This is a genomic window from Streptomyces sp. NPDC006208 (genome assembly GCF_040613775.1).
Taxonomy (GTDB): domain Bacteria; phylum Actinomycetota; class Actinomycetes; order Streptomycetales; family Streptomycetaceae; genus Streptomyces.
On sequence record NZ_JBEXSW010000027.1, the window covers coordinates 48,490 to 74,330 of the forward strand.

Annotated in this window: 22 protein-coding genes and 1 pseudogene; 16 read left to right on the forward strand and 7 right to left on the reverse strand. The window is 70.8% G+C overall.

Going from position 1 to position 25,841, the window contains the following annotated elements; translation table 11 throughout:
- Positions 1-207: 207 nt before the first annotated feature.
- Positions 208-1,245: an NAD-dependent epimerase/dehydratase family protein gene (locus ABZ208_RS22530; RefSeq protein WP_356911242.1), complete on the forward strand. Its 1,038-nt coding sequence runs from the start codon at positions 208-210 to the stop codon at positions 1,243-1,245.
- Between the two features lie 137 nt (positions 1,246-1,382).
- On the opposite strand, the gene ABZ208_RS22535 is transcribed toward ABZ208_RS22530, so the two are convergent.
- The 5 genes and pseudogenes from ABZ208_RS22535 to ABZ208_RS22555 all read right to left on the reverse strand — a co-directional run bounded on the left by ABZ208_RS22535 (position 1,383) and on the right by ABZ208_RS22555 (position 6,400).
- The gene (locus ABZ208_RS22535) at positions 1,383-2,228 is read right to left on the reverse strand and encodes a VOC family protein (RefSeq protein ID WP_356911243.1); all 846 of its coding nucleotides are present in this window, start codon (positions 2,226-2,228) and stop codon (positions 1,383-1,385) included.
- Between the two features lie 245 nt (positions 2,229-2,473).
- A complete protein-coding gene (locus ABZ208_RS22540; RefSeq protein ID WP_356911244.1) occupies positions 2,474-4,864 on the reverse strand; it encodes a glycosyl hydrolase family 65 protein in 2,391 nt (796 codons plus the stop codon).
- Positions 4,865-4,950: 86 nt separating this feature from the next.
- A pseudogene (locus ABZ208_RS22545) lies at positions 4,951-5,166 on the reverse strand (hydrolase); the annotation flags it as partial.
- A gap of 131 nt (positions 5,167-5,297) precedes the next feature.
- Complete coding sequence (locus ABZ208_RS22550) at positions 5,298-5,585, reverse strand: DUF1876 domain-containing protein (RefSeq protein ID WP_356911245.1); 288 nt, start codon at positions 5,583-5,585, stop codon at positions 5,298-5,300.
- Positions 5,582-6,400, reverse strand: coding sequence for a hypothetical protein (locus ABZ208_RS22555; protein ID WP_356911246.1), 819 nt, complete (start codon positions 6,398-6,400; stop codon positions 5,582-5,584). Before ABZ208_RS22555 ends, ABZ208_RS22550 begins: the two co-directional genes overlap by 4 nt.
- Positions 6,401-6,502: 102 nt before the next feature.
- Between ABZ208_RS22555 and ABZ208_RS22560 the strand changes: the two genes are divergently transcribed.
- The 8 genes from ABZ208_RS22560 (at position 6,503) to ABZ208_RS22595 (ending at position 14,776) form a co-directional block, all read left to right on the forward strand.
- Positions 6,503-6,727: a hypothetical protein gene (locus ABZ208_RS22560; RefSeq protein ID WP_356911298.1), complete on the forward strand. Its 225-nt coding sequence runs from the start codon at positions 6,503-6,505 to the stop codon at positions 6,725-6,727.
- A gap of 235 nt (positions 6,728-6,962) precedes the next feature.
- Positions 6,963-8,378, forward strand: coding sequence for a class II fumarate hydratase (locus ABZ208_RS22565; protein ID WP_356911247.1), 1,416 nt, complete (start codon positions 6,963-6,965; stop codon positions 8,376-8,378).
- Between the two features lie 289 nt (positions 8,379-8,667).
- Positions 8,668-9,483, forward strand: a complete 816-nt coding sequence (locus ABZ208_RS22570; protein ID WP_356911248.1) for an aquaporin — start codon at positions 8,668-8,670, stop codon at positions 9,481-9,483.
- A gap of 109 nt (positions 9,484-9,592) precedes the next feature.
- A complete protein-coding gene (locus tag ABZ208_RS22575) occupies positions 9,593-10,699 on the forward strand; it encodes a PP2C family protein-serine/threonine phosphatase (protein WP_356911249.1) in 1,107 nt (368 codons plus the stop codon).
- Between the two features lie 303 nt (positions 10,700-11,002).
- Entirely contained in the window at positions 11,003-11,674 is a 672-nt protein-coding gene (locus ABZ208_RS22580) for a hypothetical protein (protein ID WP_356911250.1), read from the forward strand.
- A gap of 124 nt (positions 11,675-11,798) precedes the next feature.
- Complete coding sequence (locus ABZ208_RS22585; protein ID WP_356911251.1) at positions 11,799-12,044, forward strand: ferredoxin; 246 nt, start codon at positions 11,799-11,801, stop codon at positions 12,042-12,044.
- A complete protein-coding gene (locus ABZ208_RS22590) occupies positions 12,034-13,425 on the forward strand; it encodes an FAD-dependent oxidoreductase (RefSeq protein ID WP_356911252.1) in 1,392 nt (463 codons plus the stop codon). Before ABZ208_RS22585 ends, ABZ208_RS22590 begins: the two co-directional genes overlap by 11 nt.
- Positions 13,426-13,546: 121 nt before the next feature.
- Complete coding sequence (locus tag ABZ208_RS22595; RefSeq protein ID WP_356911253.1) at positions 13,547-14,776, forward strand: cytochrome P450; 1,230 nt, start codon at positions 13,547-13,549, stop codon at positions 14,774-14,776.
- A 158-nt stretch (positions 14,777-14,934) separates the two neighbouring features.
- On the opposite strand, the gene ABZ208_RS22600 is transcribed toward ABZ208_RS22595, so the two are convergent.
- Positions 14,935-15,438 carry a hypothetical protein gene (locus ABZ208_RS22600; RefSeq protein WP_356911254.1) on the reverse strand — a complete coding sequence of 168 codons (504 nt, stop codon included), beginning with the start codon at positions 15,436-15,438 and terminating at the stop codon, positions 14,935-14,937.
- 630 nt (positions 15,439-16,068) lie between these two features.
- Here ABZ208_RS22600 and dhaK point away from each other — a divergent pair.
- The 5 genes from dhaK (at position 16,069) to ABZ208_RS22625 (ending at position 20,116) form a co-directional block, all read left to right on the forward strand.
- Positions 16,069-17,061 carry a dihydroxyacetone kinase subunit DhaK gene (gene dhaK, locus ABZ208_RS22605; RefSeq protein ID WP_356911255.1) on the forward strand — a complete coding sequence of 331 codons (993 nt, stop codon included), beginning with the start codon at positions 16,069-16,071 and terminating at the stop codon, positions 17,059-17,061.
- A 34-nt stretch (positions 17,062-17,095) separates the two neighbouring features.
- A complete protein-coding gene (dhaL, locus tag ABZ208_RS22610; protein ID WP_356911256.1) occupies positions 17,096-17,731 on the forward strand; it encodes a dihydroxyacetone kinase subunit DhaL in 636 nt (211 codons plus the stop codon).
- Positions 17,728-18,138, forward strand: coding sequence for a dihydroxyacetone kinase phosphoryl donor subunit DhaM (gene dhaM / locus ABZ208_RS22615; protein ID WP_356911257.1), 411 nt, complete (start codon positions 17,728-17,730; stop codon positions 18,136-18,138). The genes dhaL and dhaM overlap by 4 nt, the downstream gene beginning before the upstream one ends.
- 226 nt (positions 18,139-18,364) lie before the next feature.
- Positions 18,365-19,402 carry a hypothetical protein gene (locus ABZ208_RS22620; RefSeq protein ID WP_356911258.1) on the forward strand — a complete coding sequence of 346 codons (1,038 nt, stop codon included), beginning with the start codon at positions 18,365-18,367 and terminating at the stop codon, positions 19,400-19,402.
- Positions 19,403-19,477: 75 nt separating this feature from the next.
- The gene (locus ABZ208_RS22625; protein ID WP_356911259.1) at positions 19,478-20,116 is read left to right on the forward strand and encodes a class F sortase; all 639 of its coding nucleotides are present in this window, start codon (positions 19,478-19,480) and stop codon (positions 20,114-20,116) included.
- A 38-nt stretch (positions 20,117-20,154) separates the two neighbouring features.
- On the opposite strand, the gene ABZ208_RS22630 is transcribed toward ABZ208_RS22625, so the two are convergent.
- Complete coding sequence (locus tag ABZ208_RS22630) at positions 20,155-23,433, reverse strand: BTAD domain-containing putative transcriptional regulator (protein ID WP_356911260.1); 3,279 nt, start codon at positions 23,431-23,433, stop codon at positions 20,155-20,157.
- 224 nt (positions 23,434-23,657) lie between these two features.
- Between ABZ208_RS22630 and nagB the strand changes: the two genes are divergently transcribed.
- Positions 23,658-24,440 carry a glucosamine-6-phosphate deaminase gene (gene nagB / locus ABZ208_RS22635; RefSeq protein WP_356911261.1) on the forward strand — a complete coding sequence of 261 codons (783 nt, stop codon included), beginning with the start codon at positions 23,658-23,660 and terminating at the stop codon, positions 24,438-24,440.
- 144 nt (positions 24,441-24,584) lie between these two features.
- Complete coding sequence (locus ABZ208_RS22640; RefSeq protein ID WP_356911262.1) at positions 24,585-25,835, forward strand: globin domain-containing protein; 1,251 nt, start codon at positions 24,585-24,587, stop codon at positions 25,833-25,835.
- Positions 25,836-25,841 lie beyond the last annotated feature (6 nt).

Genomic DNA, 25,841 nt, shown 5'->3' on the forward strand with positions numbered 1-25,841 from the left:
GCGACCCCCCTGGCACGGCGGACCATGATCCCGTCCGGTCCCTCATTGTGTTCCGGGAAGCCCCGGCCCGCCACACGAGTGGTCACTGTCCGCAACCACTCGGGTGGAGGGGGCGATCTTCCCCGGCGTTTTCCGCGAGCCCTGTTTCGTTCCCGGTGGGGCCGGGGACCCGGCCTTCACATCAACGGCAACCGCACGGAGTCAGCGATGAGCGAAAAAGCGGGTCTGCGGGTGGTGGTCACCGGAGCCACCGGGAATGCCGGCACCAGCGTGGTGCGAGCGCTTGCGGACGACCCCCGGGTCGGATCCGTACTGGGGCTCTCGCGCAGGGTTCCGGATCTGGATGTCGCCAAGGTGACGTGGGCAGTGGTCGATCTGTCACGCGGCGACGACACGTTCGAACTGGGCCGGCTGGTGGACGGCGCCGACGCCGTGATCCATCTCGCCTGGCAGTTCCAGCCGACTCATGACCCGGCGGTCACCTGGCAGACCAATGTGATCGGCTCGCTGAGGCTCTTCGAGGCGGTCGCCGCGGCTCGCGTACCGGTCCTCGTGCACGCCTCGTCCGTCGGTGCCTACGCTCCCGGTCCGAAGACCGGCCGGGGCGTCAGCGAGTCCTGGCCCACGCACGGCTGGCCGGGGGCCGCCTACTGCCGCGAGAAGGCGTATCTGGAGAGGGTCCTCGACACGTACGAACGGGACCACCCGCAGATCCGGGTGGTACGCATGCGTCCCGCGTTCCTGTTCAAGGAGACGGCGGCGAGCGAGCAGCGCAGGATCTTCGCCGGGCGCTTCCTGCCCGGCCCGCTCATCAGGCCGGCGCTGGTGCCGTTCGTTCCCGACCTCGAGGGTCTGCGGTTCCAGGCGCTGCACACGGACGATGCGGCTCGCGCCTACCTCCAGGCGGTTGTGCTCGACGCCCGCGGCGCGTTCAACCTGGCCGCCGATCCCGTGCTCGACGCGCACACGCTCGGCAAGCTCCTGGGGGCCAGGGTGGTCCGGGTGCCCCGGCGAGCCGTGCACACGGCGCTCTCTGCCGCCTGGGGCCTCCGTCTGGTCCCGGCGTCCCCACAGCTGTTCGACGCGGTGCTGCGGCTGCCGCTGATGGACAGCGCTCGCGCACGGGACGAGCTGGACTGGCGGCCCCTGCGGACGGCCACCGAGGCGATGGAGGAGTTCCTGAGCGGGGTACGCAAAGGCAGCGGCGAGGCCACCGCGCCACTCGTCGGCCGCCGTGTCGGGTGAGCAGCGACGCCCCCTCCGGCCGCACAGGTAGGACGGCAGGGCAGCAAGTCGGCAGTCGGCAGCACCGTCATGGCCCCGCGGCGGCCCCACCGACGGGAAGGCCTCCTGGCGGCGGTATCGATCTCCGCCGATGCCGGTCACAACCCCCGGTGGTCCGGCATGCGGGCCAGGGCGCCCGACTCGTGGCTGCTGACGGTGAACATGGCGCCGTCGGGGTCACGCAGCGTCACCTCGGCGCCCTGAATCGTGGACCGCTCCGCCAGGATCGTGCCGCCGAGCTGCCGCGCGGCCCGGACCGTGGCGTCCAGATCGGGGACGGCGAAGTGGACGTGCCAGCGCGGATGCAGCAGCGGACTCTCCGCGGTGGGGTCGGCTCCGGAAGTGAGCCGGGCAAGCACCTGGCCCAGCCGGTGCAGCACGACCGTGCCCTCCTCGTAGGTGACCTCGCAGCACCCGGGCCGGTCGCAGGCCCATTCGAGCACCTGGCCGTAGAAGATCGCGGACTCGAACGCGTCGCGGGCGAGCAGATGGATCCACGCGGGTGCCCGGTCGCGCCAGCCGGGCCAGTCCCGCATCAGTTCGCCCTCCCAGATCCCGAAGACCGCGCCGTCCCGGTCGGCGGCGAGGGCGCCCCGGCCCATGGAGAGGTTCAGCGGGCCGACCGCGACCGTGCCGCTGCGTTCCCGGATCCGGGCGGCGGTCTCGTCGGCGTCGGTGACGGCGAAGTACGGGGTCCAGGCCATCGCGACCGAGAGGCTGGGGGCCAGCGCGCCGATGCCGGCCACAGGCATGCCGTCCACGGTTGCGACGCGGAACTGCTCGCCCAGCCTGCCCTTGCGGAACTTCCAGCCGAGCACGGCACCGTAGAAGTCCTGGGCGGCGGCGAGGTCGCGGGCCATCAGACTCACCCAGCAGGGGGAACCGAACACCTCTGCGCTCGACGCCCGCTCCGCGGACCCGACCGAAGTCGTTCTGTTGTCCATCACCATCAGCGTCCGGCTGTCGGGGGCATCCCGGCTGGGTTCAGGGGGACGGGAGCGGTGACGCCGCCCGCCGGCCGCGAGAGCTCACCACTCGACCCCCATGGAACACCCCGGGACATCAACCCGCCAATGCGACGGTGACACTGCGTGATCGTCGGGCACACGGCAGTCAGTTCCTGGCGCGGGTGCGGAGGCGCGACATGCCGGGCGTGAGCCTTCGACCTGCCGCGTCGCCGGTCCGCAGATCACTCGCCGGGCAGCGTCAGCAGGGTCGACTCGCCCGGCTCGACGGACACCGACTTGCCGTGGAGCCGTACCTCGATCGACGACCGGCCCGAGTCCGGCACCCCGATCTCCAGCTCCCCCGGCCGCATGCGCACCTGTACGCCCCAGTGCCCGTGGTAGCGGATGGAGAACCCGTACTCCGACAGCTGCGGCGACGGGACCGGGTCCAGCCACAGCGCCCCGCTGCGGGTCTCCAGCCCGGTCAGTCCCCGCTGGACGAGGTCGAGGGTGCCCGCCATGGCGCCCAGGTGCACTCCCTCCCCCGTCGTGCCGCCCTGAAGGTCGGCGATGTCGCCCTCCAGCGCTTCGCGGACGTATGTCCAGGCGTCCTCGCGTCGCACCCGGGCGAGCACCCAGCCGTGGACCAGACCGCTGAGTGTCGATCCGTGGCTGGTGCGCTGCAGGTAGTAGTCGACCGTTCTTCTCCAGGTCTCGTCGTCCAGTTCATAGCCGAGCCTGGCGAACAACCCGGCCAGTTCGGCGGGTGAGAAGAGGTAGCCGAGCATCAGCACGTCGGCCTGCTTCGAGGCCTGATAGCGGTTGACCGTGTCGCCCTCCGCCTCCAGGATGCGGTCGAGGCGGCGGATGTCGCCGTAACGGGCCCGATAGGTGTCCCAGTCCAGTTCGGCGAGGTCCCCGAAGCCGTGGAACTGGCTGATGACGCCCGCGTGGAAGGGCACCACCAGCCTGTGGGAGACCTCCTCCCAGCGCGTCAGCTCACCGGTGTCGAGCCCGGTGCGCTCGAACAGTTCGCCGCGTCGCGGTTCGGGGAGGTCGCGCACCACGTCGAGAGCGCGGGCGAGCACCCAGGCCGCGGTGACGTTCGTGTAGGCGTTGTCGTCGAGTCCTGGTTCCCAGGCGTCGGGGTACGCCTCGTGGTACTCGTCGGGTCCGACGACGCCCCGGATCCGGTAGCGCCCCAGATCCTCGTCGTAGGTGGCGATGTCGGCCCAGAACCGGGCGATCTGGGTGAGCATCTCGGCTCCGGCCGTGTGCAGGAAGTCCTCGTCGCCGCTGGACTCGCAGTACTGCCAGACGTTGTAGGCGACGGCCGACCCGACGTGGTGCTGAAGCCGGGAGTGGTCGGGGAGCCAGCGTCCGGAGCGGGGGTTGAGGTGCAGCTGCTGGGTCTCCTCGCGGCCGTCGCTGCCGCTCTGCCAGGGATAGCAGGCACCCTGGCGTCCGGCGTCCCGGGCCAGTCTGCAGGCCATTTCGAGCCGTCGGTACCGGTAGTGGAGCAGAGCCCGGGAGACCTCGGGGAAGTGCAGATTGAGGTAGGGCAGTACGAACAGCTCGTCCCAGAAGATATGGCCCCGGTAGGCCTCGCCGTGCAGTCCCCGGGCCGGCACGCCCGCGTCGAGGTCCGCGATGTGGGGCGAGAGCGTCTGCAGGACATGGAAGAGATGCAGCCGCAGGATGCGCCCGGCCTCCCCCGGCACCTCCAGCTCCGCCCTGCGCCACAGCTGGCGCCAGGCCGCGCGGTGGGACTGGAGGAGATCCTCGAAGCCCTGTGCACGCAGGACGCGGTCGACCGCCGCGTGCATGGGGTCACTGATGGCGGCGTCGCGTGAGGTGTGCAGGGCCACGGTCTTGTCGACCGTGCGGGGCTGTCCGGAGGCGAGCGGCAGCCGCAGGATCTGGACGGCCCGCAGGGGCTCGTGGGCCGGCTGGGGCTGCGCCTCGGGGTCGTCGACCGTGGTGCGGGCCGCCATGCCGATCCGGATGTCGGACGTGGTGGTACGGCAGCGCAGCCAGACCGTGTCGGAGGCCGCGTCCCCGGCGCTGACGTGGATCAGGTGGCGCCCGTTGAGCTGCTGATAGCGCGCCACACCGCTGTTGGTGACCGCTCCGTCGATGGCGGCCTCCACCTCGATCTCGCCGTCCCAGCCCTCGGCGGTGAACTCGGTGCGCAGCACGGCCAGATGCGGGTCCGCCATGTGGACCAGACGCAGTTGCCGGACGGAGAGCTCGCGGCCGTCCTCGGCCACGTAGCGCAGGGTGCGCTGCAGCGTGCCGGCCTGCAGGTCCAGCCTCAGGCTGTGGTCGCGCAGAGCCGTGCTGTCCGGTGTGAACCAGGGTTCTTCCTCGCCGCCGTCCATGCGGAAGCGCAAGGGCAGCCAGTTGGGCAGGTTGACCATGTCCTCGTTCTCGACCTGTCGGCCGGCGACGGTGGAGATGAGGCGGTTGTAGCAGCCGGCGGCATACGTCCCGGGGTAGTGGATGGTGTCGGCGGTGCACTCGGGCGCCGCTCCGCGGGTGGCGAAGTAGCCATTGCCGAGGGTGCACAGCGCCTCCCGCAGCCGCTCATGGCCGGGGTCGTACCCCTCGTGGGTCCATATCCATTTGGGCATGGTCAGTCCCCGGGCCCTTCGGTGAGGAGTTCGACGAGGTCGCGGACGACGAGGTGGGCGCCGCACCCGCCCAGCGCGTGCAGCGCGAGATCGCGCGAGTCGAGGAACGAGGCGGCACCGTCCAGCCGCGATCCGGCGGCGACGAAGCGCAGGTGGTCGTCCTGGATGTCGAACGGGCGCCTGCCATCGGCGTCATCGGACGGGTGCGCGCGCAGCGCCGCGTCAAAGGCCGTCTTCCAGGCGGCGTGCGCCCGCGCAGAGTCCGTGATCACGCCGTCGGTGTCGAGGACGACGGCCGCCATGTCCCGCGACAGGGGTGGGGCTGCTCCGCTCACGGCATTATCAGCGCGGCGGAGCTGCCACACATCGCTGCCGTGTCGCTACGTACGGCCATACCGGCCTCCTCGTACCCGTGGCCTCGGGGCGCGTCCCATCAGGGTCCCGTCTGTACCGAGGTCTGCTTCTCACTCTCCGCTCCCCCGCCCATGTCCTCGAGATCCCGGTCGGCCATGCTCATCAGCCGCCGCCCGAGATTGGTCATCGCGCGGCTCGCGGCGAGCTCGTCACCGATCTTGGGGACGTCGACGTCCTGCGGGTTGCAGTGGGCGGTGCCGCTCCCGGTGAGCTTCGTGGCGCCGGTGTCCAGTACGGCCCGCGCCTTTGTCGTGCCCTCCTCCTCCGAGAGGAACACGTCGATCTTCCACTCCTCCGACCTTGTCATGGCACACCTCCTTGCCCGCGCGCGAAGGCGGTGCGCCGACGCGGCGCGGTCCTGATTTCAGGATCCACCTCCCCGGGCGCTTCGGCGACGGAACGGCCGCGAGCACGCCCTGCTCGCGGCGCGCGAACCCCGATCCGGATGTGGTCGGCCGGCCCGAACCGCGACGGTTCGGGCGGCAGGATGACCGTCTCAACCCGGGCACGGCCTGCGAGACCACCCCGCGACCACCGCCCTCGACGCGGACACACGGGTGGAACCCGATGCGTTTCGCCGCCTGAGGTGTACTTCTTCCCTCGCAGCCGACAGGACCCTGGACAAGCACTGCGGGCTTTCTGACGCCTCCTCACGAAGGATCGAGGCCAACTTCCCGGTGGAACGAACGTGGGCCTCAGCGCGGACGGCAGGTCGGACACCGTCCCGAACACCAGGACGTGTTCCGGATTCATGCTGTCGTTTTCCAGCGTTGCGATGATCCCTGCCGACAACAAGATCTTGATCAGCGCGCTCTGCATGTGGAGACCGATCGTCCCGGGATGCTGGACGGCCGGCGCGTCAGGATTGCCGGAGGTCAGGCTGTCGACAGCGGCCTGGATCATGCCGGGATCACACCTCCATCCCACGGATACAGACGCCGAAGCCGTCTCAGCGTCGGGATCGACGTGGACCACCGCGCCCGACCGGTCCTCCGTGCCGGTTTCCCCGTCGCGGAAGGCGGGCAGACCGGCCCGCTGGAGCGCCTGAACCACCTGGTCGGCCAGCTCGTTCCGGACGGCAAGAACTTCATCGGATGCGCGGGCAAAACCGTACTCGGACATATCGTTTCTTCTTCTCCTGGCGGGGTGCGGTGGGCACTGCGAGGACGCCCTACCGCACCCGACACGTTCCCTGCTCCTCAGCGGACCAAGGCCGTTTGGGCCGTGCTGGTCGAGACAATCCGCAAGACCGGCCTCGACCAAGCCAAATCTGCTGCGCTCGCCCCGTGGCGGAAACCGCGAGCCGTCCACGATCCGGGCAAGGTCCTCCTGGACCGCACTCGCGCCACCGGCCGACGAAGAATCCTCCGCTTCGCCCGCCACTGGCCCTGGACCGGCGAGATCACCACCGTCCTCCGCCTACTCACCCTGCTGCCCCACCCCGGCTGACCAGTCACTTCCCGTCCCAGCGAACAGCCCCGACCGGAGGCCGGCCAGTTGTTGTCCATTGAATCAGCGGCGCCATGTCGCCGTTTACGCCCATTGGCCGGACCTGGATCATTCATTCAACCGACTACGGATAAGCAACCGTTACGCATATCCGACCACTGCGGAAGAAATTCCCCCATGACAGACGTGAAAGACGACGCGGCGCCGACGATCCTGGACATGCCGATCGGGCTGAATGTCAGCGGAGCGGAAGGAATTCGACAGCCTGGGCGTGGTGATGGTGCCGGCAGACCGGTACTGGGGCGCGCAGACCCAGCGCAGCCTCAAGCACTTCAACATCGGCCATGACCGCATGCCCAAAGAGGTGTACCACGCCTACGGGTACGTGAAGAAAGCCGCGGCTGTCGTGAACACCCAGGCCGGCCGCCTGCCCGCCTGGAAAGGCCGGCTGATCCAGCAGGTGTGTGACGAGGTGATCGGCGGAGCGCTGGACGACGAATTCCCGCTGTACGTGTTCCAGACCGGGTCGGGGACCCAGTCGAACATGAACGTGAACGAGGTGGTCTCGAACCGATGCATCCAACTGGTCGGTGGCAAGCTGGGCTCCCAGGAGCCCGTGCACCCCAACGATCACGTGAACATGGGCCAGTCGAGCAACGACACGTTCCCGACCGCGATGAACATCGCCGCCTACAAGATGACCACCGAGAAGACCGTCCCCGCGCTGAAGCGGCTTCGGGGCGCTGTCGAGGCGAAGTCGAGGCAGTGGGCCGACATCGTCAAGATCGGTCGGACGCATCTGGAGGACGCCTGTCCTCTGACCGTGGGTCAGGAGTGGTCCGGCTACGCCGGGGCGCTGGACGACGCGATCGCCGAGGTCGAGCGCACCACCAGCGAGCTGCTGATGCTGGCCATGGGCGGGACCGCGGTCGGCACCGGGCTGAACGCGCCGCCCGGTTTCGGTGACCAGGTGGCCGAGCAGGTCGCCGCGATGACAGGGTTCCCGTTCAGGACCGCGCCGAACAAGTTCACCGCCCAGGGCACGCTGGACCGCATGGTCCGCGGGCATGCCGGGCTCAAGGCGGCGGCCGTCACCCTGTTCAAGATCGCCAACGATCTGCGCTGGCTGGGATCGGGGCCGCGGACCGGCCTCCACGAGCTGATCCTGCCGGCCAACGAACCCGGATCCTCGATCATGCCCGGCAAGGTCAACCCGACCCAGGCCGAGGCTGTGTTGATGGTCTCCATCCAGGTCATCGCCTCCGACGTGGCCGTGACCATGGGCGGCGCGGAGGGAAACTTCGAGCTCAACGCCTTCCGCCCGATCCTGATCAACAACTACCTGCACTCCGCGCTGATCCTGGCCGACGTGTGCGACCACTTCCGAGAGTTCATGATCGAGGGCGCCCAGCTCAACGAGGCCGAACTGAAGGAGAACATCGACCGGTCGGTGATGATGGTCACCGCGCTTTCACCGGTCATCGGCTACGACCAGGCCTCGGTCATCTCCCACTACGCCATCGACCACGACACCACCCTCAAGCAGGCTGCCCTGGCCAACGGCGTGTCCGAAGAACTCTTCGACCGGATTGTCGACCCGCTGGCCATGACCCGCGGCGGCAGCGCCGACCTCCCGGCCGGAGAATCGTGACGTGCCATCCCTCCCTTGAGCACGGGGATTCTCGGCTCGCGGGTTGAACTTTCTGCTCCTCCGACAGCAACTGCCGCAGATCGAGGGGCGGGGGACGTTGAAGCGGCCCGGCGGTAGCCCCGGCCGGCTTGATCATCACCAGCCAGGCCCGGCAACTCCACCGCATCCGCGGGCAGTTACTGGTGGACGACGATCCGCCCTGACGCCGCATCGTGTTCCCTTGCCCCTGCTCCGCAGGAATCCGTTCCCTCCCCAATCTCAAAGCTGGGGCATCCACGGAGGAATTCAGATGAACTCCGCGCAGGCCACGGCGACCGTACCGGTCGGCAAGGCGGCCCTGATCGCATCGGTCGGCTCGCGCGGCTACGCCGACTGGACCAATCCGAGTCACCGGCTACGGCGACTGCTCGCGGAGTTCATCGGCATGGCCGGACTGACGTTCGTCCTGTCCGGGGGAGCGGCGATCCTGGCCCGCTACGGCGGCCACGGCCTGCAACCCTGGCAGGTGGTCCTGGTCCTGTCCCTGGTTTCCGGGCTGTGGCTCCTGGTCGCGGTGTACTTCCTCGGCGACATCTCCGCCCACTTCAACCCGGCCATGACCCTGGCGTTCGTGCTGCGGCGCGACATGGACCTCAGCATGGCCGCTGCCTACTGGATGACCCAATTCGCCGCCGGGATCTGCGGGTCTCTGCTGGCCCGCAGCTTCTTCGGTCCTGCCGGCAACCTCGCCGCTACGACGCCCCAACCCGGTCTGGCCTGGCAGGCCGTCGGCTTCGAGGCGATCATCACCTTCGGTCTGGTGCTGATGGTCCTGTGTCTGGCTGACGGGCCCAAGCTCGACGGGCCGTTCGTGCCCCTGGCCGTCGGCGGCTACATCATTGCCTGGGGCACGATGGGCGGCCCCTTCGACGGCGCCTCCATGAACCCGGCCCGCAGCCTGGGGCCCGATGTGGCCATGGGAGACCTGTCCACCTGGTGGATCTACCTGATCGGCCCCGTGATCGGCGCCGCCCTCGCCGTCGCCGTCACGCGGCTACTGCGCGGCTCGGCCACCGCCGGGGAAGCCAACGCCGCCGAGGGCACCCCCCTCGACCAGACGAATTAGACGCCGTTTCGTTCGGCGAGCCGGCGGTGGCAGATGAGGGCTGCGGCGATGCCCACGAAGGCGGGGTTCGTTGAGCGGCTGGTGCCAGATGATTCTTAGAGTGCGCCTTGTGCCTCACACGAGTCCCGCCCAGGACCGCCGTCCCCCGCTTCTGCGCCAGGGATGGATCTGGTGGCTGCCCTTCGCCGCGGTGCTGCTCGATGTCGCAGCGGAAGTGGCCGTTCACGGACGCGAGCCGGTGAGCTTCCTGCTCATCGGTGTGCCGCCGATCGCCGCCGCGGCGCACGGTCCGCGCGGCACGGCCCTCTTCGCAGTGGTCTGTCTGGGCCTGCAGCTGCTGTTCGCGGCCCGTCGCCCCGGCCATTTCCACGAGCAGCACCACGTGGCGATGTATGCGGCCATGGTGGCGATCGGGATCGTCAGCACGGTCCTGGCCCGGCAGCGGGAGCGTACGCGAGCCCATCTGATCCGTGCGAACTCGGTTGCCGAGGCGATGCAGAAGACCCTGCTGCGCCTGGTACCGCGCCGGCTGGGGCCGGTGCGGGCGGCCGGCTTCTACTCGGCCGGGGAGGGCGGCACGCTGGTCGGCGGCGATCTGTACGAGGTGTGCGCGACGCCCTTCGGGGTGCGGGCGATCATCGGTGACGTCCGCGGCAAGGGGCTGGGCGCGGTGCAGACGGTCGCTGCGGTCCTGGGCAGCTTCCGGGTGTCCGCGCACGAGTGGCAGAGTCTGACCCATCTGGCGGAGCGGCTGGAGATGAGCGTCACGCGGAACAGCCCGGCCGGGGACGACGGCGACCCCGAGCTGTTCGTGACCGCTCTGCTGCTGGAGTTCCCGCCGTCGGGCGGCGAGGTGAGGGTTGTGGACCGCGGCCATCCGCCGCCCATCGTCGTCGGCCCGAAGGGCGCCCGCCGGCTGGCCACCGCGCCCGCTCTGCCACTGGGCCTCGGTGAACTGTCCGGCGGCGCCGCACGGACCACCGTGCACGCGCTGGAACCCGGCGAGGTGCTCGTGATGCACACGGACGGGGTGAGCGAGGCACGCAACGCGGACGGCGTGTTCTATCCGGTCCTCGAACGCCTCGCCGAGCGTTTCGGGAGCACCGGCGCGCGGGCGCCCGAGGACGTCGTGTCGTTCGTACGGACCGATACGGAGGACTGGGCGGCCGAGTCCGAGGAGGACGACCAGGCCGTCCTCGCGATGACACTCGGATAGCCGCCACAACGGGTCCGTCGGCCGCTTGCACGCCCTTGGAGACTCCCGCACCGTCACCCGGACGCCGGCCGGCCCACGTCCCCCTCCCGCGTGACCCGGGTGGCGCGGCCGCGTGCCCGGGTGCTTCCTGGTCCTAGTCGTCCACCGATGGTCGGTGCGAGGCAGCAGCGGAGGGTCCGGCCTGTGCCCGCCGGCGGAAGCGGTGCCCGAAGACGCGTGCCTGAGACGGTCGCCCTCGGGGGGAACAGGCTTGCGCCGGAACCCCGGTCGACGCACGGAGCGGGAGAGGAGCGAACGACGGCCATGGAGCGGACACATCAGACGCTGCGTACCCCACGCGCCGCAGGACTGGTAGGGATCCTCTTTGCCCTGTTGCTCGGTGCCGCCATCGTTCTGATGCGCCTGGCCCTGCCCGACGGGGAGAGCGACGTGGAGCACGGCTGGCTCACCGACCCCTCGCGTCGGCGCGCGGTCCAGACGGCGCTCGACCTCGTCCCGTTCGCGGGCATTTTCTTCCTGTGGTTCATGGGCGCGGTGCGCGCCCGCATCGGGGAGGCGGAGGACCAGTTCCTCGCCACTGTCTTCCTGGGCAGCGGCCTGCTGTTCGTGGCGACCCTTTTCGGGGCCGCGGCAGCGGCCGGAAGCCTGCTGGTGACGGCCGCCGATGTGTCCGGGGCCGGTTCCAAGGCGGAACTGCGGTCCTTCGGCCAGCACTTCGCCTACAGCCTTCTGACGACCTACTCGATGCGCATGGCCGCGGTGTTCACCTTCTCGACCTCCGCCATCGGGCGCCGGCTCGGAGTCTTTCCCCGCTGGCTTTCCCTCCTGGGCTATCTGGTCGCCCTGACACTGCTCTTCGTGACGGACAACGTCGCCTGGTCCGAGCTGGTCTTCCCCCTGTGGGCGCTGATTGTCAGTGTCTTCATCCTCGTGGCCAGTTTCCGCCGGCGACCCGCACCCGCCGTCCCTTCATGACCGGCCGTTCCAGCGGCGTCATGGGTGGATGACTCTTCTGGCCCGTCTGTGCTCGCGGATGCGCCGGAGCACTCGCATTCTGGGGCAGGGGACTGCAGGGGACTACTGGAAAGGCGGCCCCGTGATGAGGCTTGTCGTCGATCTCAACCGGTGCCAGGGGTACGCACAGTGCGCCTTCCTCGCACCCGACGTCTTCGCCATGCACGGCGACGAGGCGCTGCTGTACAACCCGCATGCCGACGACACACAGCGGGAACACGTGAGGCGCGCAGTCGCCGCCTGCCCCGTCCAGGCCATTCTCGTGGAGGGCCTGGACGAGGCGGTGGGCGCTTCCGCCGCGTCGGGTGAGGGGATGTCCCGTGAACGGTGACCGCCAGCTGGAATGGCTGAGGCGCGAGGGGCGGATCGTGATCGTCGGCGCCTCACTGGCCGGCCTGAGGGCCGCGGAGACGCTGCGGGACGAGGGCTTCGCCGGCTCCCTCACGGTGATCGGCGACGAGCCGTACGAGCCGTACGACAGGCCGCCGCTGTCCAAGCAGGTCCTGCTGGGCAAGGCGACCTCGGACCGCACCACGCTTCCCCGGCGCCGGGACCCGGACGCCAAGTGGCGCCTCGGGGTTGCCGCCACCGGTCTCGACATGGCGGCAGGGCGGGTGAAACTCGCCGACGGCGACGAGGTGGAGTACGACCGGCTGCTGATCGCGACCGGCGTGCGGGCCCGGCCGTGGCCGAACGAGCGGGAAGCGGAGCTCGACGGCGTCTGCGTCCTGCGCACCTGCGACGACGCGGCACGGCTGCACAGCCGGCTCAAGCAGGGACCACGCCGGGTGCTCGTCATCGGCGCCGGTTTCACCGGCTCGGAGATCGCGTCCGCCTGCCGGGAGCAGGGAATCGAGGTCACCGTCGCGGAGCGCGGCGCCGCGCCCCTGGTCGGTGCCCTCGGCGGTGTGGTCGGCGACGTGGCCGCCCAGATGCAGCGTGGCCAAGGCGTGGACCTGCGTTGCGGTGTCATGGTCACCTCGCTGGAGGGTGACTCCACGGGGCGCGTGCGCTCCGCCCACCTGTCCGACGGGGCCGAGGTCGAGGCGGACATCGTGGTCGTCTCGCTCGGCGCGACCCGCAACACCGAATGGCTGGCCGGATCGGGACTGGGTGCCGGCCCCCGCGGCATCGCGTGCGACGCCGGATGCCGCGCCTTCGACATCCGAGGCATCGTGACCGACGACATCTTCGTCGCCGGTGATGTGGCGAGGTCTCCGCACCCGCTGTTCGGCTACCAGTTCCTGTCCCTGGAACACTGGGGCAACGCCGTCTCGCAGGCCGAGATCGCGGCGCACAACATGGTCAGCGCCGGTTCGGAACGCCGCCCGCACATGTGGGTGCCGGCCTTCTGGTCCTCCCAGTTCGGGGTGAACATCAAGTCGGTCGGTGTTCCCTCCCTGGGAGAGGAGATTCTCGTCGCCCAGGGTTCACTCGCGGAGCGCAGGTTCACCGGGGTGTACGGATACCAGGGGCGCGTGATCGGCGCCGTCACCTTCGACCAGTCGCGCTGGCTGCCGTTCTACCAGCACCTGATCGAGACGACCGCACCGTTCCCGCCGCCGTTCGCGACCGTGGACCGGCGCTCCGACGGAAAGCGCCCGATCCCGGCCGACTTCCCCGACCCCTCCGTGCCCACGCACGGTCCGACCATCACTCTCAGCGGCTACTCGCCCGCCGACCGGCAGTTGGTCTTCACCCCCGGACGGTGACGACCGCAAGCCTTTGACGGCAGTCCCTCCCGTCCGAGTCCGTCCGGGGCCGGACCACTCCACCGCCCGAGCTGTCTCCGACAACGCCGCCACGGCCGGCGCCCGCCCACAAGGACCTGTCATGACGTCACTCCTGGCGCAGATCACCGACTATGCCAATCGCGCCGACCCCTACCCCCTCTACAAGGAGCTCCGCAAGACGCCGGTGGCCCACGACGAGGACGGCCCTTTCGTCATCAGCACCTACCACGACATCCAGAGCCTGCTCCACGATCCGCGGCTCAGTTCCGAGGCCCGCAATCTCTCCGCACAGGTGGCCGACGAGCTGCAGCAGCCGGAGGAGGAGACGACCCTGCCGCCCGGCTTCCTGCGTCTCGACCCTCCCGAGCACGACCGCCTGCGCCGTATGACCAACCGCCCCTTCGGACCGCCGCACAGCCCCCGCCGTGTCGACGGCATGCGCCAGGAGCTCGGCGAGATCGTCTCCGGTCTCATCGACGGTCTCGCGAACGGGAACCGGATCGACCTGGTCGACCAGTTCTCCTATCCGTTCCCCGTCACGGTGATCTGCCGACTGCTCGGTGTTCCGCGGGAGGACGAGACACGCTTCCACACCTGGGCCGAGACCATCGCCGCCAGCCTGGATCCCGCGCCTGACGAGGACCTCACAGAGCGGGACCGCGTCACGGCGGAGGCCAGGACGCAACTGGGCATGTACCTGGCCGGGCTGATCGAGGAGCGGCGCAAGTCGCCGCGTGACGACATGCTCTCCCAACTGGTCAACGGTGGCGGACAGGATGGCGCCATGACGACGATGGAGGTGCTCAGCACCGCGGCCCTGCTGCTGATCGCCGGCCATGAGACGACGGTCAACTTGATCACCAACGGGATGCTCACCCTGCTGCGCCACCCCGAGGTGCTTCAGCGGCTGCGGAACGAGCCGCGCCTGGCCGTGCCGATCGTGGAGGAGCTGCTGCGTTACGAACCGCCGGTGCAGCTGCTGCCCCAGCGCACCCCGATCGCGGACATCGAGGTCCGGGGCGTCTCCATCCCCAAGGGTTCGTCGATGTGGCTGATTCTCGCGTCGGGCAACCGTGACCCGCAACGCTTCGAGGATCCCGACCGGTTCGACCCTGACCGGAAGGACATCCAGCACCTGGGACTCGGCAGCGGCATCCACAGCTGCTTCGGCGCGCCGCTCGCCCGCCTGGAGACCCAGATCGCCCTGACCGAGCTCGCCCGCAGGCTCGACAACCCCCGCCTGGTGGAAGATCCTCCGCCCTACCGCCAGAACGCCGTCCTGCGTGGCCCCCGCCATCTGAACATCGAGTTCGACGGCTTGCGTCCCTAGGCCGCACGCACCGGACGACGCGCGCCCCGCCCTGCGGGCGGACGGCGCCATGTGTCAGAAACGCGGCGCTCGGGACGAAGAGCAGGCGGCGTGCCCGAGGCACGCCGCCTGCTCTTGGTCCCAGGAGGAGGCGACAGGGGATGCCCCCTCCTGCCCTGTCAGCGGCTGAGATGGACGGTGAGCTGCGTCTCCGTGTCGCTGATGTTGACGGCGTGGACGAAGCCGCGGGCCTTGTGGAAGCGGTCGGTGCCTCCGGTGATCGCGAAATTGATGTCGCCCGGGCCGGCGGCGGTGACGGTGAACCGGCCGGTCAGCGTGAGCTGCCCGAGAGGGAAGGTGAGCGACCCCTGGCACAGAAGGTCGAACTCGTCAACGGGGGCGAGCCGGGTCAGGGTGCAGACCTGGCCGTAGGTACCGACCTTCTCGGTGCCGCGGAAGACATCCCCGCTGATGACGAATTCGTCGCCTTGGCTGGGCCCGGACGACCCGTCCACATCGACGAAACTGGCCTGCACCTGCCTCGCGACCAGCTCGACGACTCCCTCATTGCCCGTCGTGGGGTCGGCGCCGGTACCGGCGGCGGCCGAAGCCGGGTGAGCGCAGGCGAGAAGGGCCGCCAATCCGGTGGCCGCGCTCCAACAGACACGCTTGAAGTGACGCACGGTTTGTCTCCTGTGGGACTAGGGGGCGGCTCACTGACCATGTGTCACGTGATGTACCGATTCCCAGGTCAGCATCATGTGGATGGAGTGGCTCCGCGACTCCCGTCTGGCCATCCAGGTGAATGGGGCACGCACCTGCCGGTCGGGGTGCTTCCCGCGGACACGTCCGCGTGGCCGATGGGTCCGGCTCCGCGGAATCCTGACGAGGTTTCAATGGCCCGCCGCGGTGCCTTCTCGTTGCAGGCGCCGGCTCCCGCACGAGTCGCACGCTGTCTCCTCCTCGTCGGGCGGCGCATGCCACGCAAGGCATCGGCCAAGGCCGTGGAGCCCGACGCGGCCCAGAGCGCCGGATGGCGTGGCCGGCCCCGAAACCAATGGATCGACACGTCCTTCCGACGCGTCGTTCCCCGATCACGCCCATCTCTTCGATACTGGACGTCGACGTCATCAGCCGGCGACAGAGCCGGATGCCCCTGATGGCCAGTCAGCAAGATCAGTACTGAGTCAGCATCAGCCCCGCCGGACTCCGGCCCAGACCGCCGCCAAACGCCCAGTGCCACATCCCGTACATGCCTGCTGCCCAGGTAAGACAGCTCAAGACCTGGCCGCTACGCTCCCCAGGAGGAACCGTTGAGGATGCTCATCAATGTGCCGGAGACGGTCGTCGCGGACGCGCTGCGCGGCATGGCTGCCGCGCACCCCGACCTCTCCGTGGACGTGGAGGGACGGGTGATCGTACGGCGCGACGCGCCCGTGGCCGGGAAGGTGGCGCTCGTCTCCGGCGGCGGGTCGGGGCACGAACCACTGCACGGCGGCTTCGTCGGGCCCGGGATGCTGGACGCCGCCTGCCCCGGTGAGGTGTTCACCTCCCCCGTGCCGGATCAGATGGCACGTGCCGCCGCCGCCGTCGACAGCGGCGAAGGGGTGCTGTTCATCGTGAAGAACTACACCGGCGACGTGCTCAACTTCGACATGGCGATCGAGCTCGCGGAGGACGAGGGAGTACGGCTGGCCAAGGTGCTGGTCAACGACGACGTCGCGGTGACGGACAGCTTGTACACCGCCGGGCGCCGCGGTACCGGGGCCACCCTGTTCGTCGAGAAGATCGCGGGGGCCGCCGCCGAGGAGGGGGCTCCGCTGGAACGGGTCGAGGCGATCGCCCGGCAGGTGAACGACGGATCCCGCAGCTTCGGTGTCGCTCTGAGCGCCTGCAGCACCCCTGCCAAGGGCAGCCCTACCTTTGAACTACCTGCCGGTGAGCTGGAGTTGGGCATCGGGATCCACGGCGAGCCGGGGCGCGAGCGGCGCGCGATGATGACGTCGGGAGAGATCGCCGACTTCGCCGTGAGCGCGATCCTGGACGATATGAAGCCCTCGGCGCCCGTACTCGTACTGGTCAACGGAATGGGCGCGACCCCTCTGCTGGAGCTGTACGGCTTCAATGCGGAGGTGCAGCGTGTGCTCGCGCAGCGTCAAGTGGCCGTCGCGCGTACGCTCGTGGGGAACTATGTCACCTCGCTCGACATGGCCGGCTGCTCGGTCACCCTGTGCCAGGCGGACGAGGAGCTGCTTCGGCTGTGGGACGCACCGGTGCAGACATCGGCGCTGCGCTGGGGCCGCTGACGGTCGTGCCGGACGGGCAGCGACGACAACGCCGATGGGAACACCGGGAGTTCATGTGCTCGACGCCGACTTCTTCCGTCGATGGCTCGTGGCTGCGGCCGCGGCCGTGGACCGGGAGGCGGACCGCCTGACCGAGCTGGATTCGGCGATCGGCGACGCGGACCACGGCAGAAACCTCCAGCGCGGGTTCGCGGCCGTCACCGCGGCGGTCGGCAAGGAGCCCCCCGCGACCCCGGGGGCCGTACTCATGCTCGCCGGACGGCAGTTGATCTCGACCGTGGGCGGTGCGTCCGGGCCCCTGTACGGAACGCTGCTCCGGCGCACCGGCAAGGCGTTGGGGGACGACGGCGATGTGACCGCGGCACAGCTCGGCGATGCCCTGCGCGCCGGGGTGGCCGCGGTGGCGCAGCTGGGCGGCGCGGCGGCCGGGGACAAGACGATGCTGGATGCCCTCGAACCGGCGGTTGCCGCGCTCGGCGAGACCACGGATTCCTTCGCGGTGGCCCGCGCGGCGGCGGAGCAGGGCGCTCTGGCGACGGTCCCCATGCAGGCGCGGAAGGGCAGGGCCAGCTATCTCGGTGAGCGAAGCATCGGCCACCAGGACCCGGGCGCGACATCCTCGGCTCTGCTCATCGCCGCACTCGCCGAGACGGTGGAGGCTGCCCGGTGAGCGAGGAACGGCTTGTCGGAATCGTGCTCGTCTCGCACAGCAAGGAGGTCGCCGAGTCCGTCGCCGAACTGGCCCGGGGCCTCGCGGCCGGTGGTACGTCCGCGCCGGTGGCTCCGGCCGGCGGAGCCCCGGACGGCTCTCTGGGCACCAGCGCCGAGCTGATCAGCACGGCGGCGCACCAGGTCGACCGTGGCGCGGGGGTCGCCGTGCTGGTGGACCTGGGCAGCGCCGTGCTCACGGTGAAGGCGCTGCTGGCGGAGGGCGACGAGCTGCCGGACGGCACCCGCCTCGTGGACGCTCCCTTTGTGGAGGGCGCGGTGGCGGCGGTGGTGACCGCATCCGCCGGGGCGGATCTGGACGCGGTCGAGTCGGCGGCCTCGGAGGCGTACAGCTACCGCAAAGAGTGAGCGGTCGGGAATGCGGCCGGTGTCGACGCGACCGCCCGGCGGGAGTCGGCCATGCACCGGGCGGAGCTACGGGCCACCACCCGTCCGCGGCGTGTCTGACGCGCCCGGCCCCCTTGAAGTGGCACGCCTCCTGGGCCGCTCCTAGCGTCGGTCCCGTCGAGGTGCATTTCCTGCCCTCCGTGGAACCTCCTCCGCGACTGCTCCTCGGGAACTCGGAGATCGAGCCATGCGCGCGACAAGGATCGCCTCGTTGTCACTCGGCTGCTTGTTCGCTGTCGCTCTGACGGCGCCCGTAGCCGCTGCCGACGACGAAGCCGAGGCGAGCGCCGTCATGCCCTTCGGCTTCGATGTCTCGCCGCAGAGGGTCGCGCCCGGCGGCACGCTCACGCTCACCGTCACCCGTTGCGCAGCGCCGACGGCCACCGTTTCGTCAGCGCTGTTCGACACCGTCACCCTCACCGATGGCAAGCCCGGCACGGCCCAGGTCAACGCGGACGCGAAGGCCGGTGGCGAGTACGAGGTCAGCTTCCACTGCAAGGGCGAGAAGGGGGCCACCTCCCTCATCGTCACCGGGGATTCCGACGACCCCGGCGGCTCCCTCTCCGCCCCCGACGACAGCCCCAGCTCCGTACCCCGCCCCAACTCGGCCTTGGACTCGGACTCTGGATCCGACTCGGAGCCGGGCACCGACACGGAGCCGGGCACCGACGCCGGTCTCGATGCCGGGTCCGGCTCGGACCCCCGCCTCGCATCGGACTCCGACGCCACCTCCCGATCCGAGACCGGATTCGCTTCCGATCCCACTGCCGACTCCGACTCCGACTCCGGCTCCGACTCCGGCTCCGATGCCGACGCCGGCTCCCACCTCGCATCGGACTCCGATCTCGGCTCGCACCCCGAACCCGACTCCGACTCCGACAAACGCCCTGACACCGCTGCCGACTCCGACAAGCGCCCCGACACCGACGCCAACTCCGACAAGCGCCCCGACACCGCTGCCGACTCCGACTTCGGCTCCCACCCCGACGCCGGTGCCGACAAGCGCCGCCCGCAGCACCCCGGCACCGGCCACGACTCCGGCAAGCGCCCGCAGCACCCCGTGGTGACCAAGCCCGGCGGTGGCGTCCGGGGCGGTGAGGGCGGCAGCTTCGCCGGTGTCGGCACCGGGCCGGCAGCGCTGGGTTACGCACTGGTCGCGGGCGCCGCGGCCGGCGGCGTCTACCTGATGCGCCGCCGACGGGACCGCACCGAAGGCGGCGTCTGACGGTGCACCCACGGCTGTGCCGCCCCGCGCCGTCGCGCCGAGGTGGCAGAGCACCCGTCCGAAGGAATGCCATCCATGCCCACCTTGTCCAGGCGCGGCCCCTGGTTCACGCTCGTCTGCGTGCTGCTGTTCGGCCTGTTCCTCATCCGCTACGGATCCGCCGATCCGGGAGGTGGGCCACCGCAGCCGCGTCCTGCCGCGGCGGTCCACCGGCACACGCCGGCCGCCGCACTGCTGCCGGCCGCGCCCGATCCGCTGCCGCGCGCGGCCCCGCTGCGCCTCACGATTCCCTCTGCCGGGGTGAAGGCCCCGCTCACCCCTGTCGGCCTCGATGCCGAGGGCTGGATCGCCTCCCCCTCGGCGCGGGACCGCAATCTCGCCGGCTGGTACGCGGCCTCGGTCAGCCCCGGGGAACGCGGCACCTCCGTGATCACCGGTCATGTCGACACCAAGGCCGGGCCGGCGGTGTTCCAGGACCTCGGCTCCCTGGAGCGCGGCGCCCATGTGGAGGTCCGGCGGGGAGACGGGCGGACAGCGGTCTTCGCCGTCTATGCCGTCGAGTTGTACACCCGGAAGGACTTTCCCGCCGAGAAGATCTACGCGGACGCTCCGGAGGCCGAACTGCGCTTGATCACCTGCGGCGGCGACTTCTCGAAGCGGACCGGGTACGAGGGGAACGTCGTCGCGTTCGCGCGTCTCATCGCCATCCGCTGACCCGCGGGGCGCGCCCGCAAGGGCAGTGGCCTCCGGCGTCAGATCAGGGCGGCGGCTTCTCGTACAGCGAGGTCGCGGCCCTGCGCGTACGCCTGCGCGAAGGATGCCGCTCCCAGCGCTTCCCGCAGATCCCGCTCGGCGCGCCGCCGGACCACGGTTTCGTCGCCGAACACGCGCAGCCCGAGCCAGCCGGGCACGTGGTCCGCCCGGTCGTACACAGCGAGCAGCCGCGCCCCGTCCGAAGCCGCTCCCCCATGGGCCATCGCCCAGGCGGCGCACAGGAACTGATCCACGATCAGGTGCGGGGCGACCAGATACGCCAGATGGTCCAGCCGTCGTACCGCCTCGCCCGTGCGGGCCCTGGCCCCCTCATAGTCGCCCTCGACACAGTCGAGCCAGCCGTGCACCCCCGCGAGCAGGCCGGCGAACAGGCCCGTGCTGCGGTCTGCCAGATCGTGCTCCATCTCCCGCAACTGCTCCCGTGCGAGCGCGCTGCGGCCGGTGCGGCCGTAGTGGTGCACCAGCAGTAAGCGCGGTGTTGCCATCGTCTCGGGGGCGTACCGGTGGGAGTCCTTGGCCGCGTCGACGAGTGCCCGCTCCGCTCGCTCCCGCTCGGGCGGAGTCACGGCGGTCCTCAGCCGTGCGGCGGCCAGGCGCGCGGCGAACACCGGCACCTGGGCGTCCGCACCGACGCGGGCAGAGCAGTCCATCGCGCGCTCGAAGTCCGCGGCTGCCTCGTGGTGTCTGCCGGCGGCGTCGAGCGCCTCGCCGCGGGCGGAGAGGGACTCGGCGATCCCCCACTGGTCGCCCGCCGCCTCGAACAGCGCCAGCGCCCGGCCGGCATCCTGCAGGGAGCTGTCGAGGCCGCCGTGCCGGTCGCCGAGCAGCCTGGCCCTCATCAGCAGGGTGAAAGCGAACTCCCAGCCGTCCTGGTCGTCGCCGAACTCGGCGACGACGGCGTCCACCGTCTCGCCGAGTCCGGGGAACTCACCGGTCAACAGGCGGGCGATGAACCACATGGAAGCAGGCTGGGTACGCAGCTGCGGCAGGCCGGACCGGTAGGCGGACACCACGGCGCGCAGATGGCGCTGCGCCTCGGGCCGGGCCGGCTCCGCCCCGTCGTCGCCGGTGGCGAGGACGATCAGCCGGACACCGCGGCGTGCCTCCCACAGCACGTCGTCGGACCATGGAGGCGGGGCGGCGATCGCCTGTTCGGGAACCGGGACAGCCGTGCGCACAGGCGGGGCGAAGGGGTCGGGGCCGAGCGCCGCGACGGAGGGCGCCCAGGTGCGGGCGTCGGCCTGATGACTGCGTTGCTGCCAGAACCAGCTCATGGACCGGACGAGGCAGAGCGCTTCCTGCTCCTCGCCGAGGCGGACGGCGGTGCGCAGTGCCGAGCGTACGTTGTCGTGTTCCGTCTCGAAGCGTGCGAGCCAGAGCCCCTGTCGCGGCCCGCGCAGCTCGGGGTCGCCGGTGCGGACGAGTTCCCGGTAGGCGGTCAGATGGCGCAACTCGGCGCCGGCGCGTTCCCCTGACTCGTCCAGCCGTTCGGCGGCGTACTCGGCAACGGTCTCCAGGAGTCCGTACCGCATGCCGTCGGGTCCGCCGGGAGTGGCGACGACGAGTGACTTGTCGACGAGGGAGGCGATCTGGTCCAGCGCGGCGACGCCGCACACGGCCTCGGCCTGTTCGAGGGCGCAGCCGCCGGAGAAGACGGCGAGCCTGCGCAGGACGGCCCGTTCGTCGTCGGTGAGCAGGTCCCAGGACCAGTCGACGACCGCCCGGAGTGTCTGCCGGCGGGGCAACAGGGTACGGCTGCCGCCCGTGAGCAGCCGGAACCGGTCGTCGAGCCGGTCGGCGATCTGGCGCGGTGTCAGGGCGCGCAGCCGGGCGGCGGCCAGTTCCAGGGCGAGCGGCAGTCCGTCGAGCCTGAGGCAGATCTCGGCGCACGCATCGGGGTCGTCGTCGGCACGGAAGCCGGGCCGGGCGGAGGCGCCACGGTCGGCGAGGAGGTGCAGTGCCATGTCCTGCGGCAGCGGGCCGACGCCGCGTACGGATTCGCCGGGGACGCCGAGTGGTTCGCGGCTGGTGGCGAGGACCCGTACGCCGGGGCATCCGGTCAGGACCGCTTCGGCGAGGCGGGCGGATGCGTCGACGACATGCTCGCAGTTGTCCAGGACGAGGAGCATGCGGCGGCGTCCGCACACCTCCACGAGCTGGGTGAGCAGGTCCCTGTGAGCGGGCTCGGGCCCGGCGTCGCCGCGCAGCTGTGTCCCGCGGGCACCGAGCGCGGTCAGTACGGTTTCGGGGACGGTGTTCGCGTCGCCCACGGGGGCGAGTTCGGCCACCCAGACACCGTCCGGCCAGGCTCCCGCGGCTTCGGCGGCGGCCGCGGCCTCCAGGGCGAGCCGGGTCTTGCCCGCTCCCCCGGGCCCGAGCAGCGTCACCAGTCGGCTGTGCTCCAGCTGTGCGGCCACATCGGCCATCTCGGCCTCGCGGCCCACGAAGGAGGTGAGGCGGGCACGGAGGTTGCCGCGGGGCGGGGCAGGGGCGGCCGGTCGCTGTGGCGCCCCGCGGCCGGAGCTCTCCAGCAACTCGGCGTGCAGATGGCACAGTTCGGAGCCCGGGCCGGCACCGAGCCGGTCCGCGAGAGCCGCCCGTACCTCCTCGTACGCCTGAAGCGCTTCGGCCTGCCTCCCGGTGGCGCGCAGGGCTCGGATGCGCAGGGCCTGGAGAGGCTCGTCCAGCGGGGCTTCGGCCGCCAGCTGCGTCAGTTCGCCGAGCACTGCGGAGGCCCGCCCGAGTGCGACGTCGGCAGCCAGGCGGTTGTACCGCGCCTCGCTGCGGCGCCGGCCCGCCCGTACGGCCAGGGGATCGAGATCCGCGCCGGGCAGATCGGCGAGCGCCAGTCCGCGCCACAGGGCGAGACCCTCGTCGAGCAGGGCCGCCGCCTCGGCCGGCTCGTCCGCCTCCAGAGCGGCCGCCCCCTCGGCCGCCAGGCGTTCGAACCGGAACAGGTCGATGTCGTCCCGGTCCGCGACAAGCCGGTAGCCGCCGGACACGGAGCCCACCGCGGTCCGGCCGAGCACCCGCCGCAGACGTCCGACCAGCGCCTGGAGGGCGGCCGGTGCATCCGCGGGCTGCCGCCCGTCCTCGCCCCACACCCGGTCGGCCAGGTCTCCCGCCGGTACCGCACGGCCGCCCGCGGCGGCCAGGGCCGCCAGCAGCGCGCGCAGCCTCGGCCCGGCCAGGGGCGCTGCCCGGCCGTCGGGGCCGATGGCGCGGGTGGTGCCGAGCACCTGGTAGCGGTAGGTCACCGCCTCATTCTCCCCGCTCGCCGTCCACCGGTTCCCGGGCGGCCGCACGGGCCGGGGGTGCCATGGCCCGGGACACGCCCTTGGGTCATGTCCGTCGCAATGCCCCGTTCTGTCCGGGCGGCTCGGCCGGTATTCGCTCCCTCCTGCGTCCGGCACGGGACAGCACGCCCTCCCACCAGGTAGATTGGTCTACACCACTTGCGCTTTCAGAGACAGGGATCTTCGTGGAAGTTGTCATCGTCAAGGACTCCGCCACCGGCGGCGCACTGATCGCCGACGCCATGGCCGACCTGCTGCGACGCAAGCCCGACGCCCTCCTGGGCGTCGCCACAGGATCGACCCCGCTGCCCGTCTACGAAGCACTCGGGGCCACGGTGCGGGCCGGAGAGGTCGATGCCTCCCGCGCCCGGATCTGCCAGCTCGACGAGTACGTGGGCCTGCCCGCGGGCCACCCCGAGTCCTACCGCTCGGTCGTCCTGCGCCAGGTCGTCGAGCCGCTCGGGCTGACCGAGAACTCCTTCATGGGGCCCGACGGCACCGCCCAGGACGTGGCCGCCGCCTGCGCCGCCTACGACCAGGCGCTCGCCGATGCCGGGGGCGTCGACCTCCAGTTGCTGGGCATCGGCACCGACGGGCACATCGGCTTCAACGAGCCGTGCTCCTCTCTCGCCTCCCGTACGCGCATCAAGACCCTCACCCAGCAGACCCGCCGGGACAACGCCCGCTTCTTCAACGGACTGGACGAGGTCCCCCACCATGTGATCACCCAGGGCATCGGCACCATCCTGGAGGCCCGCCACCTGGTCCTGCTGGCGACCGGCGAGGCGAAGGCCGACGCTGTCGCCCTCGCCGTAGAGGGCCCGCTCTCGGCGCTGGTACCGGCCTCCGCCCTGCAGCTCCACCCGCACGCCACGGTCGTGGTCGACGAGGCCGCGGCCTCCCGCCTCAAACTCGCCGACTACTTCCGTGCCACGTACGCGGCCAAGCCGGACTGGCAGGGCCTCTGAGCCGACCGGCCGGTTCGCGCCGGCACCGCCCCGCGTCCCGGCCGGAATCGGAATGTTCCGGCCGGGAAAGGGTTCTGCACCGAACGGCTCATATTCGTACGGGAGTTGGTACGTTGAGCGTTCAACGGGGTGCGGGGGGATTCCATGGGCGACATCGACGTTGTACGGGCAAGTCTGGCGCGGGTGGAGCGGCGCGCGGCTCATGTGGTGCGTTACTTCTACGCGCATCTCTTCCACGGCCGTCCGCGGCTGCGGGCACTGTTCCCGGCCGACATGGACGACCAGTACGAGCGGCTCTTCGCCGCGCTGGTGCAGGTGGTGGACCATTTCGATCATCCGGGGCTGACCGGGCACCTGGAGCGGCTGGGCCGCGACCACCGCAAGTTCGGGACGACGGACGCGGATTACGCGGCGGTGGGCGACAGCCTGATCGCGGCGATCCGCTTCCACAGCGGGTCCTTGTGGGACGAGGACACCGAGGGGGCGTGGCAGCGGGTGTACGGGGTGGCTGCCACAGCCATGCAGAACGGCGCGTACCGCTCCGAGGCCGCGCTGGAACCGGCGCTGTGGCAGGCGAGAGTTGTCTCGCACCGTCTGCTCGGCGGCCGCACGGCGGTCGTGCAGGCCGTGCCGGACACCCCCTACCCCTGGCTGCCGGGCCAGTACGCCACGGTCACGCATCCGCGCCTGCCGGGCGTGTGGCGGCCCTACTCTGTCGCCGGCCGCCGGGGGCGCGAGGGTGTGCTGGAGTTCCACGTCGGGCGGGTGCCCGGTGGGCTGCTGAGCACCGCGCTGTGCGACGCCACCGCGCCCGGCACCTTACTGCAGTTCGGACCGGCCTCCGGTTCCGCACTCGCTCCCCCGCCCGGCACTCCCGCCGTCACCCTGATCGCGGCGGGCAGCGGCTGGGCCCCGGTCAAGGCCGTCCTCGACGAGCTGCTCGCGCGCCGGCCCGCGCCCCGTATCAGGATCGAGATCGCGGCCCGCACGGACCAGGACTTCTACGACTGCGCGCACCTGGTGGGCCTGCTCCAGGCGCACCCCGCGCTCGAGGTCCACTGGTGGTACCGGCAACGGGGCGAGGGACGCGTGCGGGCGGCCGAGCGGCTGCACCGGCATCTGCGGGCCCGTCAGGACTGGCAGACCGAGAGCGTCTACCTGTCCGGCCCTGTCATGTTCGTGCACGAGATCGCGGAGCTGCTCGGCGAATTCGGCCTGCCGCACGAGTCGTTGGTGCGGGACCCGCTGCCGTCCTCCGTGCAGCCACGGGGGTACGCCTCGCACGCACAGAGACTGCTCGATCCGCCGCCGGTGCCATGGATCGATCCCGATGCCCGCACGAGGCTGCCCGTCCACGACCGGGCGTCCGCCCATGCCGAGACGCTCACCGCGTAGGCTTCG

Coding starts and splice junctions, on each gene's coding strand:
- ABZ208_RS22555 (WP_356911246.1), bottom strand. CDS start 6,400: ATGTCCGAGTACGGTTTTGCCCGCGCATCCGATGAAGTTCTTGCCGTC.
- ABZ208_RS22530 (WP_356911242.1), top strand. CDS start 208: ATGAGCGAAAAAGCGGGTCTGCGGGTGGTGGTCACCGGAGCCACCGGG.
- ABZ208_RS22585 (WP_356911251.1), top strand. CDS start 11,799: ATGAGGCTTGTCGTCGATCTCAACCGGTGCCAGGGGTACGCACAGTGC.
- ABZ208_RS22535 (WP_356911243.1), bottom strand. CDS start 2,228: ATGGACAACAGAACGACTTCGGTCGGGTCCGCGGAGCGGGCGTCGAGC.
- ABZ208_RS22540 (WP_356911244.1), bottom strand. CDS start 4,864: ATGCCCAAATGGATATGGACCCACGAGGGGTACGACCCCGGCCATGAG.
- ABZ208_RS22595 (WP_356911253.1), top strand. CDS start 13,547: ATGACGTCACTCCTGGCGCAGATCACCGACTATGCCAATCGCGCCGAC.
- ABZ208_RS22640 (WP_356911262.1), top strand. CDS start 24,585: ATGGGCGACATCGACGTTGTACGGGCAAGTCTGGCGCGGGTGGAGCGG.
- dhaL (WP_356911256.1), top strand. CDS start 17,096: ATGGGAACACCGGGAGTTCATGTGCTCGACGCCGACTTCTTCCGTCGA.
- ABZ208_RS22550 (WP_356911245.1), bottom strand. CDS start 5,585: ATGACAAGGTCGGAGGAGTGGAAGATCGACGTGTTCCTCTCGGAGGAG.
- ABZ208_RS22625 (WP_356911259.1), top strand. CDS start 19,478: ATGCCCACCTTGTCCAGGCGCGGCCCCTGGTTCACGCTCGTCTGCGTG.
- ABZ208_RS22620 (WP_356911258.1), top strand. CDS start 18,365: ATGCGCGCGACAAGGATCGCCTCGTTGTCACTCGGCTGCTTGTTCGCT.
- ABZ208_RS22570 (WP_356911248.1), top strand. CDS start 8,668: ATGAACTCCGCGCAGGCCACGGCGACCGTACCGGTCGGCAAGGCGGCC.
- ABZ208_RS22565 (WP_356911247.1), top strand. CDS start 6,963: ATGTCAGCGGAGCGGAAGGAATTCGACAGCCTGGGCGTGGTGATGGTG.
- ABZ208_RS22580 (WP_356911250.1), top strand. CDS start 11,003: ATGGAGCGGACACATCAGACGCTGCGTACCCCACGCGCCGCAGGACTG.